At 66.9% G+C, this 14,457-nt stretch carries 13 protein-coding genes; 9 read left to right on the top strand and 4 right to left on the bottom strand.

Annotated elements, in window-relative coordinates; all coding sequences use genetic code 11:
• Positions 1 to 36 precede the first annotated feature (36 nt).
• From rpiB to FHS96_RS22510, 4 genes are read left to right on the top strand one after another with little or no spacing between them, the layout of a single operon-like run.
• A complete protein-coding gene (gene rpiB / locus FHS96_RS22525; RefSeq protein ID WP_429597219.1) occupies positions 37 to 501 on the top strand; it encodes a ribose 5-phosphate isomerase B in 465 nt (154 codons plus the stop codon).
• Positions 498 to 1,811 (top strand): serine hydroxymethyltransferase, encoded by a 1,314-nt coding sequence (glyA, locus tag FHS96_RS22520; protein ID WP_429597216.1) that lies wholly within the window; start codon positions 498 to 500, stop codon positions 1,809 to 1,811. Before rpiB ends, glyA begins: the two co-directional genes overlap by 4 nt.
• Positions 1,812 to 1,814: 3 nt before the next feature.
• Entirely contained in the window at positions 1,815 to 2,276 is a 462-nt protein-coding gene (gene nrdR, locus FHS96_RS22515) for a transcriptional regulator NrdR (protein ID WP_429597213.1), read from the top strand.
• Between the two features lie 5 nt (positions 2,277 to 2,281).
• A complete protein-coding gene (locus FHS96_RS22510) occupies positions 2,282 to 3,004 on the top strand; it encodes an RNA methyltransferase (protein ID WP_429597210.1) in 723 nt (240 codons plus the stop codon).
• 10 nt (positions 3,005 to 3,014) lie between these two features.
• On the opposite strand, the gene FHS96_RS22505 is transcribed toward FHS96_RS22510, so the two are convergent.
• Entirely contained in the window at positions 3,015 to 3,671 is a 657-nt protein-coding gene (locus FHS96_RS22505; protein WP_429597207.1) for a chorismate mutase, read from the bottom strand.
• Between FHS96_RS22505 and rpsD the strand changes: the two genes are divergently transcribed.
• Positions 3,649 to 4,263 (top strand): 30S ribosomal protein S4, encoded by a 615-nt coding sequence (gene rpsD, locus FHS96_RS22500; protein WP_429597204.1) that lies wholly within the window; start codon positions 3,649 to 3,651, stop codon positions 4,261 to 4,263. The two genes, FHS96_RS22505 and rpsD, sit on opposite strands and share 23 nt — an antisense overlap.
• A gap of 81 nt (positions 4,264 to 4,344) precedes the next feature.
• On the opposite strand, the gene FHS96_RS22495 is transcribed toward rpsD, so the two are convergent.
• Positions 4,345 to 6,333 carry an alpha/beta hydrolase family protein gene (locus FHS96_RS22495; protein ID WP_429597201.1) on the bottom strand — a complete coding sequence of 663 codons (1,989 nt, stop codon included), beginning with the start codon at positions 6,331 to 6,333 and terminating at the stop codon, positions 4,345 to 4,347.
• Positions 6,334 to 6,473: 140 nt separating this feature from the next.
• Between FHS96_RS22495 and FHS96_RS22490 the strand changes: the two genes are divergently transcribed.
• The 4 genes from FHS96_RS22490 (at position 6,474) to FHS96_RS22475 (ending at position 13,378) form a co-directional block, all read left to right on the top strand.
• Entirely contained in the window at positions 6,474 to 8,123 is a 1,650-nt protein-coding gene (locus FHS96_RS22490; protein WP_429597198.1) for a M28 family peptidase, read from the top strand.
• A 36-nt stretch (positions 8,124 to 8,159) separates the two neighbouring features.
• Positions 8,160 to 9,146, top strand: a complete 987-nt coding sequence (locus tag FHS96_RS22485) for an agmatine deiminase family protein (RefSeq protein ID WP_429597195.1) — start codon at positions 8,160 to 8,162, stop codon at positions 9,144 to 9,146.
• 62 nt (positions 9,147 to 9,208) lie between these two features.
• The gene (gene aguB / locus FHS96_RS22480; protein WP_429597192.1) at positions 9,209 to 10,057 is read left to right on the top strand and encodes an N-carbamoylputrescine amidase; all 849 of its coding nucleotides are present in this window, start codon (positions 9,209 to 9,211) and stop codon (positions 10,055 to 10,057) included.
• Between the two features lie 159 nt (positions 10,058 to 10,216).
• A complete protein-coding gene (locus FHS96_RS22475; RefSeq protein WP_429597189.1) occupies positions 10,217 to 13,378 on the top strand; it encodes an autotransporter outer membrane beta-barrel domain-containing protein in 3,162 nt (1,053 codons plus the stop codon).
• Here FHS96_RS22475 and FHS96_RS22470 read toward each other — a convergent pair.
• Positions 13,375 to 13,854 (bottom strand): hypothetical protein, encoded by a 480-nt coding sequence (locus FHS96_RS22470; protein ID WP_429597186.1) that lies wholly within the window; start codon positions 13,852 to 13,854, stop codon positions 13,375 to 13,377. The two genes, FHS96_RS22475 and FHS96_RS22470, sit on opposite strands and share 4 nt — an antisense overlap.
• 63 nt (positions 13,855 to 13,917) lie before the next feature.
• Positions 13,918 to 14,343 carry a hypothetical protein gene (locus FHS96_RS22465; RefSeq protein WP_429597183.1) on the bottom strand — a complete coding sequence of 142 codons (426 nt, stop codon included), beginning with the start codon at positions 14,341 to 14,343 and terminating at the stop codon, positions 13,918 to 13,920.
• Between the last annotated feature and the right edge of the window lie 114 nt (positions 14,344 to 14,457).

Genomic DNA, 14,457 nt, shown 5'->3' with positions numbered 1-14,457 from the left:
CATACGACTCATTTGTGACAGGAACAGGCGCCGACGATGCGCATCGCTTTCGCTTCAGATCATGCCGCGGTCGAGCTCAAGTCCGTTCTCGTCGCCTGGGCGCGCGAGCAGGGCCATGAGGTGACCGACCTCGGCCCGGCCGACACCGCCTCGGTCGACTATCCCGACTATGGCTACAAGCTGGCTGCGCGCGTTGCCGCCGGCGAGGCCGATCGCGGCGTCGCGATCTGCGGTTCGGGCATCGGCATCTCGATCGCGGTCAACCGCAACCCCGGCTGCCGCTGCGCGCTGGTTTCGGATGGTCTCGCCGCACGCCTCTCTCGCGAGCATAACGACGCCAACGTCATCGCGCTAGGCGCGCGGCTGATCGGCGTGGACACCGCGAAGGACTGCCTCGCCGCCTTCATCGCCACCGAGTTCGGCGGCGGCCGCCACGCGCGCCGCGTCGAGAAGCTCGGCCAACCCGATCTTGCCCCCGTCTCAGCCAAGGAGCCTGCATGAGCACGAACCCCGCCACCCTGTCGGACGTTCAGCCCGACGGCTTCTTCACCCGTACGCTCGCCGATGCCGATCCCGCGGTGTTCGCCGGCGTTCGTCATGAGCTGGGCCGCGAACAGGGCCAGATCGAGCTGATCGCCAGCGAAAACATCGTGAGCCGCGCCGTTCTGGAAGCGCAGGGCAGCGTGTTCACCAACAAATATGCCGAGGGCTATCCCGGCAAGCGTTACTATCAGGGTTGCGCGCCTTCGGATGAGGTCGAGCAGCTCGCGATCGACCGCGCCAAGGAATTGTTCGGCTGCAACTTCGTCAACGTGCAGCCGCATTCGGGCGCGCAGGCGAACGGCGCGGTGATGCTGGCGCTGGCCAAGCCCGGCGACACGATCATGGGCCTCAGCCTCGATGCCGGCGGCCACCTGACGCACGGCGCGCGCGCGGCGCTTTCGGGCAAATGGTTCAACGCCGTGCAATACGGCGTGCGCCGCGAGGATCATCTGATCGACTTCGACCAGGTCGAAGCGATGGCGAAGGAGCACAAGCCTCGCGTCATCATCACCGGCGGCTCCGCCTATCCGCGCCACATCGATTTCGCCCGCTTCCGCGCGATCGCGGATGAGGTGGGCGCGATCTTCATGGTCGACATGGCGCATTTCGCCGGCCTCGTTGCCGGCGGCGTCCACCCCACTCCGTTCGGCCATGCACATGTCGTGACCACCACCACGCACAAGACGCTGCGCGGCCCGCGCGGCGGCATGATCCTCACCGATGACGAGGCCATCGCAAAGAAGATCAACTCGGCGGTGTTCCCGGGTCTTCAGGGCGGCCCGCTGATGCACGTAATCGCCGCCAAGGCGGTCGCCTTCGGCGAGGCGCTGCGCCCCGAGTTCAAGACCTACGCCGCCGCGGTGGTCGAGAATGCCAAGGTGCTCGCGGCGACGTTGAAGGAACGCGGCGCGGACGTGGTTTCGGGGGGCACCGACACCCACCTCGCGCTCATCGACCTGACGCCGCTGGGCGTCACCGGCCGCGACGCGGACGAGGCGCTGGAGCGGTCGGCGATCACCTGCAACAAGAATGGCGTGCCGTTCGATCCGTTGCCCCCGGTGAAGACCAGCGGCATTCGCGTCGGCTCCCCCGCCGGCACGACCCGCGGTTTCGGCCCCGCCGAGTTCCGCGAGATCGGCAACATGGTGGCGGACGTACTCGACGGGCTTGCGAAGAATGGCGAGGCGGGCGACGGCCAGATCGAGGCCAATGTTCGCGAGCGAGTAGCGGCCCTGTGCGCGCGCTTCCCGATCTATCCGGGATACTGATCCTTGCGCTGCCCGTTTTGCGGCCATGAGGACAGCCAGGTAAAGGATAGCCGCCCGACCGAGGATGGCGCCGCGATCCGGCGGCGCCGCCAGTGCGAGGGCTGCGCCGCGCGTTTCACCACGTTCGAACGCATCCAGCTGCGCGAACTGACTGTGCTCAAGGCCGAGGGCCGCCGCGAACCGTTCGAGCGCGAGAAGCTCGACCGATCGGTGCGCATCGCGTGCCGCAAGCGCTCGATCGAGCCGGCACGGATCGAGAAGCTAGTCTCGGGCATCCAGCGCCAGCTCGAAACCGCGGGTGAGGGCGAAGTGCCTTCCAAGCGCATCGGCGAGATGGTGATGGAGGGGCTGAAGGGGCTGGATACGGTCGCCTATATCCGCTTCGCCAGCGTCTATAAGGACTTCACCGAGGCGCGCGACTTCGAGGAAATTGCCGGCGCGATGAACGAGGCGGCGAAAGGGTGAGCGCAATGATCACCACTCCACCCCCCGTCATCATCCTCGTCCGCCCCCAGCTCGGCGAGAATATCGGCAAGGCCGCGCGTGCCATGCTGAACTTCGGCCTCACCGAGTTGCGTCTCGTCGCCCCGCGCGATGGCTGGCCCAACCCGCAGGCCGGCCCCGCCGCTTCGGGGGCAGACGTCGTGCTGGAGAAGACGGCGGTGTTCGACAGCGTTGCCGAGGCGACGGCGGATTGCACGCATGTCTATGCGACAACCGTGCGGAAGCGAGGCGTGACCAAGCCGGTGGTGACGCCGGAAGAAGCCGCGCGCGCGATCCATGCCGAGCCCGGCCGCTCCGCCTTGCTGTTCGGCCCCGAGCGCTCGGGGCTGGAGACCGACGACGTCGCCGTCGCGCGGACGATCCTGACGGTGCCGATCAACCCGGATTTCGGCAGCCTCAACCTCGCGCAGGCGGTGATCCTCACCGCCTATGAATGGTCGAAGGGCCAAGTTCTGGCGCAGCCCACCGCTGTCGAGATCGATCCGCCGGCGCCGCAGAAAGAGTTGGACGGCATGATCGGCCAGCTTGAGTCGATGCTAGACGAGGCCGGCTTCTTCTTTCCCCCGGACCGCACGCCGACGACCAAGCGGACGTTGCGCACGATGCTGACCAAGCCGGGCTGGTCGAGCCAGGAAGTGCGGACCTTCCGCGGCGTGCTTTCGCAACTGGCGCGGCCGAGGCCGCGCTGAGGGCGTCAGCCTAGCGTGCGTCGAACCGCGTCAGTTCATACGCGATCGAGCCCTCGACCAGCACTTCATAGATCTCGCGTACCAGCGCTTCGGGGAAATCCACTTGCGCCGCCACCGCCGCGGCATGGTCGATCACCGCCGCCTTGCGGGGTTCGTCACGCACCGCATTGCGGGTGGGTTTGATGCGCGCGGCGGCTTCCATGTAGCGCATGCGTTCGCCGAGCAGCGTCACGATCCGCGCATCGAGCGCGTCGACGCCGGCGCGGACCTCCTGCATCGTCGTGCAGTCCGGGGCGGGGATAATAACAGCCATGGCGCGCCGGGTGCCGATGATCGCGCCCGCGGTCAAGGCCGCAGCCACACCAGCAGTCGGCCCGCCCGACATGCGCGACAGCCGCGGCGGCGCCCCCCAAGCTGTCGGTCGGCTTGCGTCCGGATCGCCCAGGATGCGGTGCGTGCGCAAAGATGGCATATGGCGGTTCAATGACGCTTCGCGCTTGACTCTCCGCCTGTCGCCTTTATTAGCGCCGCCTTCGCAATTGGCCCCGCACCCCGGTGCAGCGGTGGCCCTGCCATGCCCATCGTGGCGGAGCGGATCCGGGAATTTCCGCGACATCGTCGCAACGCAATTGAAGGAAAGACATATGTCGAAGCGCAACAGCGCCAAGCACAAGCTCGATCGCCGGATGGGCGAGAACATCTGGGGTCGTCCGAAGAGCCCGGTCAACAAGCGCGAATATGGCCCCGGCCAGCACGGCCAGCGCCGCAAGGGCAAGGTCTCCGACTATGGCCTGCAGCTCAAGGCGAAGCAGAAGCTCAAGGGCTATTACGGCGACGTCACCGAGAAGCAGTTCAAGAAGGCCTATGTCGAGGCCAGCCGTCTGAAGGGCGATACCTCGCAGAACCTGATCGGCCTGCTCGAGCGCCGCCTGGACGCCATTGTCTATCGCGCCAAGTTCGCGCCGACGATCTTCGCCGCCCGCCAGCTCGTCAGCCACGGCCACATCCGCGTCAACGGCGTGAAGTGCAATATCGCGTCGCGCCAGGTGAAGCCGGGCGACGAGATCACGCTGGGCACCAAGGCGCAGGAAATGGCGCTGGTCCTGGAGGCGCAGAGCCTCTCCGAGCGTGACATTCCGGAATATGTGGCGCCGGACGGTGCCGCGAAGGTCACCTTCGTCCGCGTCCCCACGCTGGACGAGGTTCCCTACCCGGTGAAGATGGAACCGAACCTGGTCGTCGAGTTCTACTCGCGCTGATCGGATCCGTTACGGATTTCAGGAAGGGCGGCCCCGCCGGGGCCGCCCTTTTTGTTTGGTCAACGACGGCGCCGGTCGCGGTCAGCGCTTCTCCACACCGAGTGCCGCACCGATGAACGCCGCGCTCTTCCTCAGCAGCTCGGTGCGCGCCACGCTATCGTCGAGATAATGGTCGAGCCCCTCATATTCGATGTAGGTCACCGGCTTTCCCGCCGCCTTGAGCCGCGCCTCCATCGCCCGCGCATGGCCGACCGAGACGTTGCGATCGAGCGTGCCGTGGACAAGCATCACCGGTGCCGCGATCCGCGCTGCCTGCCGGACGGGTGATCCCTCCTCGATGTGAGGGCCGGAACCGACGAACTCGCTGACGATCAGAAAATCGACCCAGTTGCGCCGATCCTCCTTGAGCTTCTGGAGATCGGTGACCGGCGCCACCGCCACGACCGCCTTGAACAATCCCGGCTCGGTCGCGGCGGACTGCAGGGCGGCATAGCCGCCATAGGACCAGCCGAAGACAGCGAGCTTGCCCGGTGCGGCGATGCCCTGCTTTTCCAGCCAGCGCGCACCATCGTTGACGTCTCCGATCGCGGTACGCCAGCTCTTGAAGCCATTGTCCTTGAACCACTGGTCACCATAGCCGGCAGAGCCACGGAAATTGGGCTGGAGCACCGCATAGCCCTGATTGGCGAGGAACTGGGCCAACCAATCGAAACCCCATTCGTCGCGCGCGCCCGGGCCGCCATGCGGCATCACGATCGCGGGCAGCCCCTTCCTGGCGCCACCCGGCGGCAGCGACAGATAGCCAGGGATCATCGTGCCATCGGCGGCCGGATAGGTCACCGGCACCATCTCGGAGAGCGCGGCATTCTCAAGCGCGGGCCGCACCAACAGCAACTCATTGAGTGACCGGGCGGTGCGATCGAACAGATAATAGCGCCCCGGATCGGTGTCGCTGCCCGCCCACAGCAACAATTTGGTCTCGTCCTGGCTCGAATCGACGAAGCGGACGAGCGGCAGCTTGGGCAGTGCCTTCGACAGCGACTTGGCGAGCTTTTCCAGTTCGGGATCGAAATAGCGCGCCTCGCGCCGGTCGGTGGCGAAGCTCACCCCGATCACGCGGCGATTGCGGCCGATCCGGATAAAATCGTCGACATCGACGGCGTCATGCTTGAACAGCAAGGTTGCGGTGCCGCTGCCATCGAGCGCCACCTTATACGCCGCGAGCAGGCCGTTCTTGCGCACGGTGCCATAGGCGACGTTCGACGCGCCATCGACCGCGGCCGGCTCGAATTCACCGCCATCGACCGCCCCCAGCCGTTCCCATGTCCGGCTGCCGGGTTTGCGGAAATACCAGACCTCGTCGGCGCGGGAATAGCCGCCGGTCGTCGTGCCGCGCGTCCCCATCAGGCGGATATTGCCCTTGCCGTCGCTGACATAGGCGAACGCGTCCGGCCGCGCGCGTTCGACCTGCGTGCGGGTGAGCGTGACCGTGTTGATATCGTCGACGCCCAGCCCGTCCTGCGTCTGCGCCAGTCGCGTGCCGGTGTCGCTTTCGGGCACATAATCCTGGGCCATCAGCACATGGCCGTCGCTACCCGGATTCCAGTCGACGACGCTGCCGCCGAACAATGTGTAGCCGAGTGCGGTGCCGGAACCGGTGCGCTGGCGGACGAGCTTCAATTTGCTGCCATCGGCGTCGAGCGCGACCATGCGCGTGAAATAGCCGAAGCCGCCGTCCGCCACGGTGGTGATGCCGTAGACGCCGCAGAGCAGGCGCGTGTTGCTCGCCCAGCGGCACCAGTTGATCCGTTCGGGTTTGCCTGGGGCATGGAGAATGCCCTTGGAGGTCTTCCCGCCCGGCGCCGCGAGGTCGGAAACGAGCACGGCCGATGCCTGCCCCGCCATCGGCTGGACGAAGACGACGCGAGTGCCGTCCGGCGACAAGGCCACCTGCTCCACCGACTCGCGCGCGCCGAAGACCGCCGCCTGATCCGCGCTCTGCGCGTCGGCGGTGCTGCCGACGCACAACGCAAATGCTCCCGAGGTGACAACGACCAACCGCCGCGCCATCCACAAACCGCCTCGCATGAATCCCCCATCTTCCTCTTGACCCCGCGGGGAGGTGAACCGGTTGCGCTTGTCATAGTCCAGTGCAAAAAGGCGCCATTTCCGATGCCAATCGGACTTTTCTCCTGTTCGGACACCGCCTCATGCGTATCTCAAAAACCCTGTTTTCGCTGCCGCTTGCCCTTGCCCTGTGCGCCGCGGGCGGCGCGCAGGCTCCGGCCAAGCCTGCCATTTCGGTGGAAACGATGAAGCGGCTCGTCGCCGAGCTTTCCTCCGACGCGTTCGGCGGCCGGGCGCCAGGCTCCGAGGGTGAGAAGAAGACGCTCGACCTGCTCGTGGCCGAATTCAGCAAGCTGGGGCTGAAGCCCGGCAACAAGGGCAGCTGGTTCCAGGACGTGCCGCTGGTGGAAATCACCGCGAAGAACGTCTCCCCGATGACCTTCACCGGCGGCAAGCAGGCGATCAGCGCCGCGTTCGGCCCGGAACTGGTGGTCGGCACCTATCGCGTCGCCCCGCACATCGAGGTGAAGGACAGCCCGGTGGTGTTCGTCGGCTATGGCATCAACGCGCCCGAGAAGGGCTGGAACGACTATGCCGGCGTCGATGTGAAGGGGAAAACCGTCATCATCCTCGTCAACGACCCCGATTATGAGAATGAGGGGCTGGACGGGCCGTTCGGCGGCCGCGCGATGACCTATTATGGCCGCTGGACCTACAAGTTCGAGGAGGCCGCGCGCCAGGGTGCCGCGGCTGCGATCATCGTGCATGATACGGTGCCGGCCGCCTATGGCTGGAACGTCGTCCAGTCGAGCTGGACGGGCACGCAGCAGGTGGCGGATTCGCCCAACGGCAATATGGATCAGGCGCCCGCGGTCGGCTGGATCAATGGCGACGTCGCGACGCGGCTGATGGCAAGCGCAGGGCAGGATCTGGTCGCGCTGAAGGCGGCGGCGAAGCGGAAGGGCTTCAAGGCGGTCGACCTCGGCGTGAAGGCGTCGGTCTCGTTCGACAATGAGCTGCGCAAACACGCCTCGAAGAATGTCGTCGCGGTGCTGCCGGGCAAGAAAAGGCCGGACGAATATGTGCTCTACACCGCGCACTGGGACCATCTCGGCACCTGCGAGGCGGCGCCGGACGGCGACAAGATCTGCAACGGCGCGGTCGACAATGCCACCGGCACCGCGGCTTTGGTCGCGCTGGCCGAGGCCAATGTGAAGGCCGGCATCCCCGATCGCAGCCTCGCCTTCGTGGCGGTGACCGCCGAGGAATCGGGGCTGCTCGGCTCCAAATATTATGGCGAGCATCCGGTGCTGCCGCTGAAGCAGACCGTGGCGGGCGTGAATATGGATGCGCTCTCGATGGCCGGCCCCGCGAAGAATGTGATCGTGATCGGCAAGGGCAAGTCCGAGCTGGACGCCTATCTCGACCGCGCGCTCGCCGTCGAGGGCCGGGTGGCGACGCCCGAACCGACGCCGGAGAAGGGCTTCTATTACCGTTCCGACCATTTCAGCCTCGCCAAGCAGGGCGTGCCGATGCTCTATTTCGAGGGCGGCGACGATTTGGTGACCGGCGGCAAGGCGGCGGGCGCGGCGGCGGCCAAGGATTATGAAGAGCATCGCTATCACGGGCCCAAGGACGAATATGATCCGAACTGGGACTGGACGGGTGTTCTCTCCGACCTCGGCCTTTACTACATGATCGGCCGTGAGCTCGCGACCACGGCGGCCTGGCCGAACTGGGTGGCGGGCGACGAGTTTCGCGGCATCCGCGACCGGTCCCGCGCCGGGCGCTGACGCCCCCTTCCCTTCATTATCGATCAAGAGAGACGCATGACGCTGCTTCGCCAGCCCGCCGAGTGGGCGCCGCATGACTGGGTGTGGATCGGCTTCCCGAGCCATCCCGACCTGTGGGAAGAGGATCTCGCGCCCGCGCGCGCCGAGGTTGCCGCCTTCGCCAACGCCGTCCATGCCGATGGGCGCGGCGAGCAGGTGCGCCTCGTCGTCGGCGATCTCGAATCCTCCGAGGCTGCGCTGGCGCTGGTCGACGATGGCGTGATCGTGGAGATCGCGCCGTTTGGCGACATCTGGCTGCGCGATACTGGGCCGATCCTCGTCACCCATGCCACCGAGCGGATGGCGCGGGACTTCGACTTCAACTGGTGGGGCAATAAATATGAACTGCCCGGCGACGAGGATATCGGCGCACGGCTGGCCGATGCGGCGAAGCTGCCCGCCACCCGCCATGGCTGGGTGCTGGAAGGTGGCGCGATCGACACCGACGGCACCGGCCTGGCGGTGACCACCGAGCAATGCCTGCTCAACCCCAACCGCAACCCGGAGCTGAGCCGCGAGGAGATCGAGGCGCGGCTGGCGAGCGATCTGGGGCTCGACCGAGTGCTGTGGCTGGGCGAGGGCCTGGCCAACGATCATACCGACGGCCATGTCGACAATCTCGCGCGCTTCGTGGCGCCGGGCGTGCTGGCCCTGCCGGTGGCGACGGGCGAGGACGATCCCAATGCGGACGTCTATGCCGACGCCTGGGCGCGCGCCCGCGCCTTCGGTCTCGAACCCGCCCCCATCCCCTCCCCCGGCCTGGTCGAGGTGGAGGGTGAGGCGATCCCGGCGAGCTACATGAATTTCTATATCGGCAATGCCAGCGTCGTCGTTCCGCAATATGGCGCTGCCAATGATGAGGCGGCGGTGCAGGCGATCGCGGCGCTGTTTCCCGGACGGGTTGTCGTCGGCCAGCGCGCCGACCATATCCTGACGGGCGGCGGCAGCTTCCACTGCATCAGCCAGCAGGCGCCGTCGGTTTAAGCAGATTTGGTGAAGCCCCCTCCCGCCCGTGCGGGGGGCGGCTTCATTTTTGAGGAACAGGCATGACGAAGGTGAAGGTGGCTGCGCTGCAGCTTGCATTCGGTGACGATATCGACGCGAACATCGCGGCGGTGAGCGCGCTGGTGCGCGAGGCGGCGGCGCAGGGTGCGAAGATCATTCTGCCGCCCGAACTGTTCGAAGGCCCCTATTTCTGCCGCGTCGAGGATGAGAGCCTGTTCGCCAACGCCAAGCCGGTGGGCGAGCACAAGGCGGTGCGGGCGATGCAGGCGCTCGCGAAGGAATTGCAGGTCTATATCCCGACCAGCTTCTTCGAGGCGGATGGCCCGCACCACTACAACAGCCTGGCGATGATCGACGATGCCGGCGAGGTGATGGGCGTCTATCGCAAGAGCCACATCCCCGATGGCCCGGGCTATGAGGAGAAATTCTACTTCCGCCCCGGCAACACCGGCTTCAAGGTGTGGAACACGCGCTACGGCACGATCGGCGTCGGCATCTGCTGGGATCAATGGTATCCCGAAACGGCGCGCGCGATGATGCTGATGGGCGCGCAGATCCTGTTCTACCCGACGGCGATCGGCAACGAACCGCACGACCCGGATCTCGACACCAGCCGGCTGTGGCAGCGCGCGATGATCGGCCACGCCGTTTCCAACGTCGTGCCGGTGGTCGCGTCCAACCGCGTCGGCACCGAATGCGGCCAGACCTTCTATGGCCACAGCTTCATCACCGACCAGCGCGGCGACTTCATCGCCGACTATAAGCGCGACGAGACCGGCGTGCTGGTGGCCGAAGTCGACATCGCCCTGGCGAAGAAGCACCGCGCGGCGTTCGGCTTCTTCCGCGATCGGCGGCCGGAGCTGTACGGGCGGCTGGCGCAGGATATCTGAGCTTTCTTCCGCCCGAAACATCCCGCAATCCATAGACACACCACAGACACCTCCCGGGCGCCCTAGGGCAGCGGGCGCGCATCCGTTGACCCCCCGCTCCGAGATCCGGTTGGAGCGGCCCCGCGGGTGCGCGTCCACCACGCGACCCAGGGAGTTTCAATGCGCAAGCTGCTGGCAGGCACCTGCCTGCTGCCCCTCACCACGCTGCCCGGCGTGGCCTTCGCCCAGACGACGATCAGCACCACCCGGACGACGCCGGTCCTGACCTCCACCGCGGGCGACGTCACCATCAGCGAGGATGGCGCGATCGAACTGGACAGCGGCACCGCGGTGACGGTGGACAGCAACAACAGCATCTCCGGCGCGGGCGACATCACGATCACCGACGCGGACGGCGCCACCGGCATCCTCGCCAATGCCGGCATCAGCAGCAACATCACCAGCAGCGGCACGATCACGCTCGACGAGAGCTATGAGGCCGAGGATTCGGACGATGATGACGATCTCGACGGCCCCTTCGCCGAGGGCAGCAGCCGTTACGGCATTCGCACATTGGGCACGTTCACCGGCGCGATCGACAATAGCGGCACGATCACGGTGCAGGGCAATGACTCCGCCGGCATCTATCTCGGCGGCACGCTCGACGGATCGCTGACCAGCAGCGGCACGATCAGCGTCGTCGGCGACCATGGCTATGGCGTGCGCACCGCCGACGTCACCGGATCGGTCACGCTGGAAGGATCGATCTCGGTCACCGGCGAAGGCAGCATCGGCTATGCGTCCGAAGGCGATATCGGCGGCGCGCTGGTGATCCAGGGATCGGTCTACGCCACCGGCTATCGCTATACGAGTTCGCCCGCCGACACATCGGTGCTGGAGGCGGACGATCTGCTGCAGGGCGGCCCGGCGGTGTGGGTGCAGGGCAATGTCGGCGGCGGCATCCTGCTCGCGGCGCCCCCCAGCGACGATGACGAGGATGAGGATGACGAGGATGGCGACGGCGTCACCGACAGCGAGGAGGGCACCGCGGTCGTCACCGCCTATGGCGGCCAGCCGGCGCTGCTCGTCGGCTCGACCCAAGCGATCGATATCGGCGCGATCGCGGGCGATGCCGCGGGCGCCGGGCTCGCGATCGACGGCACCGTCATCGGCTATGGCATCTATGAGGGCATCGACGGCACCGGCGTGCGGATCGGCGGCGAGGGCGGTACCGTCTCGATCGAGGGCGGCATTCGGATCGGCGGTTCGGTCGCCGCGTATTCGCTGAGCGACGCCACCGGCCTCGCCATCGCCGATGGCGCCACCGTGCCGCTGCTCACCAACAGCGGCACGATCGCGGCGGCGGGCGGCTATGATGAGGGCGAGCTTTCGCGTGCGCTGCTGATCACCGCGGGCGGCAGCCTGCCGACCCTGGTCAACAGCGGCGCGATCGGCGCCACGACCTATACCGATGGCACCGCCTACACGATCCAGGACCTGTCCGGCACGCTCTCGACGATCAGCAACAGCGGCACGATCACCGCCAGTTCGGGCAGCGCCGGCAATTCGATCGCGATCGACGTCAGTGCCAACACCAGCGGCGTCACGCTGACCCAGTTCCAGTCGGACGTCGAGGATTCGGCGGCGCCGGGGATCGTCGGCGACATCCGCTTCGGCAGCGGCAGCGACGTGCTGACCGTCTCCGCCGGCACGGTGAGCGGCGATATCGGCTTCGGCGCGGGCGACAATGTCGCGGCGCTGAGCGGCACCAGCCAGACCGCCGGCGACATCGCGTTCGGCGCCGGCGATGACCGGCTGACATTGGCGGACAGCGCCAGCCTGAAGGGCGACGTCGATTTCGGTGGTGGCGCGGATGTGATGATCTTGTCGGGCAGCGCCAGCTTCGCGGGCGCGGTCGCCAACAGCTCCGGGCTGACGCTGAACGTCGATGGCGGCAGCTTCCTGCCGACCAACACCGGCACGCTCGCGCTTTCCTCGCTGACCGTCGGCAGTGGCGGCACCATCGGCGTGACCATTGGCGCCGACGGCAGCAGCACCGGCTATGCCGTGGCGGGCGCCGCTAGCTTCGCGACCGGATCGACGCTGGACGTCAGCCTGTCGAGCGTGCTGGGGTCGGAGGGCAGCTTCACCGTCGTCACCGCCGGTTCGCTGACCGGCACGCCGACCGCGACATTGCCCTATCTGTTCGACAGCAGCCTCAGCGCCGACGCCAACAGCCTGACCTTGACGATCGAACGCAAGACCGCGTCCGCGCTGGGCCTCAACCGCTGGGAGGGCGCCGCCTATGACGCGATCCTCTCGGTGATCGACAGCGACGCGGACGTCGCTTCGGTGCTGCTCGACAAGACCGACCAGGCCGGGGTGCGATCGGTGTTCCGCCAGATGCTGCCCGACCATGCCGGCGGCACCTTCGAGACGGTGACCGCAGGCTCACGCGCGGCGATGCGCTTCCTGGAGGACCAGGGCGGCCCGAAGGACGATCGCGGCTTCCGCCTGCTCATCCAGCAGGTCGGTTGGAGCGGATCGAAGGGCGCGGGGCAGACCGCGGCCTATGACATCCTCGGCTGGGGCATGGTCGGCGGTGCGGAGATCGACACCGGCATCGGCACGGTCGGCGGCACCCTGGCCTACCTGATCGGCCGCAACAGCGATGGCGGCACCGCCAACGAGGTGCTGGCGAACCAGTTCGAGACCAGCCTGTTCTGGCGACTGCGACGCGGCGGCTTCGCCTCCTATGCGCGCGCATCGGCGGGCTGGATCAGCTTCGACAGCCGCCGCTTCTTCGTGGGCGATATCGACGGCAGCGCGGTGGAGCGCACCGCCAAGGCCAATTGGGGAGGCACCCTGCTCTCCGGCGCGGTCGGCGCCTCCTACATCTTGCAGACCGGCCGCCTCAGCCTGCGCCCGATCGCCGCGATCGACTATTACCGGCTGAGCGAGGACGCCCGCACCGAAACCGGCGGCGGCACCGCGTTCGACCTCAGCGTGGCGGCACGCAAGAGCGACGAGCTCGCCGCGACGACGAGCCTCGCGATCGGCTTCGACCTGAAGAAGCCGGATGCCGATGGCGGCTATTTCCGGATCGAGGCGGAAGGCGGCCTGCGCACCATCCTCGGCGGCACGATCGACAGCACCGTGGCGAGCTTTTCCTCGGGCGCCAGCTTCACGCTCGACCCCGAACAGCGCGCCGACGGCTGGCTGGCGCGGCTGCGGCTGAGCGGGGGCGATTCCAGCTTCGGGATCAGCGGTGAGGCGAGTGCCGAGGAGCGGCAGGGGAGCGTTGGTGTGGGGGTAAGGGCGGTGCTGCGGTCGGCGTTTTAGTCGCCCTCTGCCCCGAGGTCAGAAGGCATCGCAGCGGCCGCCAGCAGGCTTTCCAGCGTGACCCGGTAGACTGCGTCCTTCGTCCAGCAGACAGCGGTGCCTGCCCGGCAATTGACGCGATGCTGAAGTACCAGCGGCACCGCATGCTGGTCCAGCAATTGCACCTGCGTCCGTGCGCCGGTTCGAAGATCGACGATCGTGACGATGCTTTCCTTCGCCGATTCCACGAAATCTTCAGGCACGAGCGGCAGATGGGAAGCCGTGCCGTCAACATTCCAACCGATCACGGCGCCGCCATCATGCGGGAATTCCATTCCGCCCACGAACCCGAGATGCTTGGCACTGACCAGCAGCCCCCAGGCAAGCGACACTGGCGCCTTAGGCATCACCATGCGCACGTCGTCGTCGGTGATCGCTGCGACGAAGAACTCGGTATAGGGGCAGATCCACGCCCGACCGCTCTCGTCGAGGGTCAAGGCGTAGCAATCGATGATGGGACTGTGGGGCCTGTAATCCCATTGATATTCGAGCCGCCCGCTCTAGCTGAAGCGAGAGAGCCCGGCGAGAGAGAGCGGATCATCGCCGCAGGTGCCCTCGTCAAAATAGCCGACCCAGATGCGGCCCTGATCATCGACTGCCATATGCTCGATCGCGTCGCCCGCCGGGAAACGCGTTGCGAGCTTGCCGCGATCGTCGAAAAGCTGGAGGTTCTTCTTGCCTGCCGCGGACCGTGATGAGGCGAGCGCATAGCCTCCGCCCGGCAAACGTTGCGCGTGGGTCCACCTCCAGTCGATGTCGGGCCGATCATGCAGCGTTATGGCGGCAAGCGTTTCGTCGAGCAGGATGCGACCGCGATCCTTCAGGATCAGGGCACGATCCTTTCCCGTGGGAAAGCAGGCTTCCACATCGCCTGTCTTCAACCAGGGCTCAAGCTGGATGGTGCGGGTAGGGATCGCGTCGGTCACCGGCGTTTTATGCCGCTTGCGCCGAGGGCGCGCCAGTGCAGGGGACATGCGCCGAACAGCCCCTCGCCCCTATGGGGGGAGGGAAAGGTCCGTAGCGGACCAGGGAGAGGGGCA

Source organism: Sphingomonas zeicaulis (assembly GCF_050433225.1).
Lineage (GTDB): Bacteria > Pseudomonadota > Alphaproteobacteria > Sphingomonadales > Sphingomonadaceae > Sphingomonas_D > Sphingomonas_D zeicaulis.
This window is presented reverse-complemented; position numbering and strand designations above follow the sequence as displayed.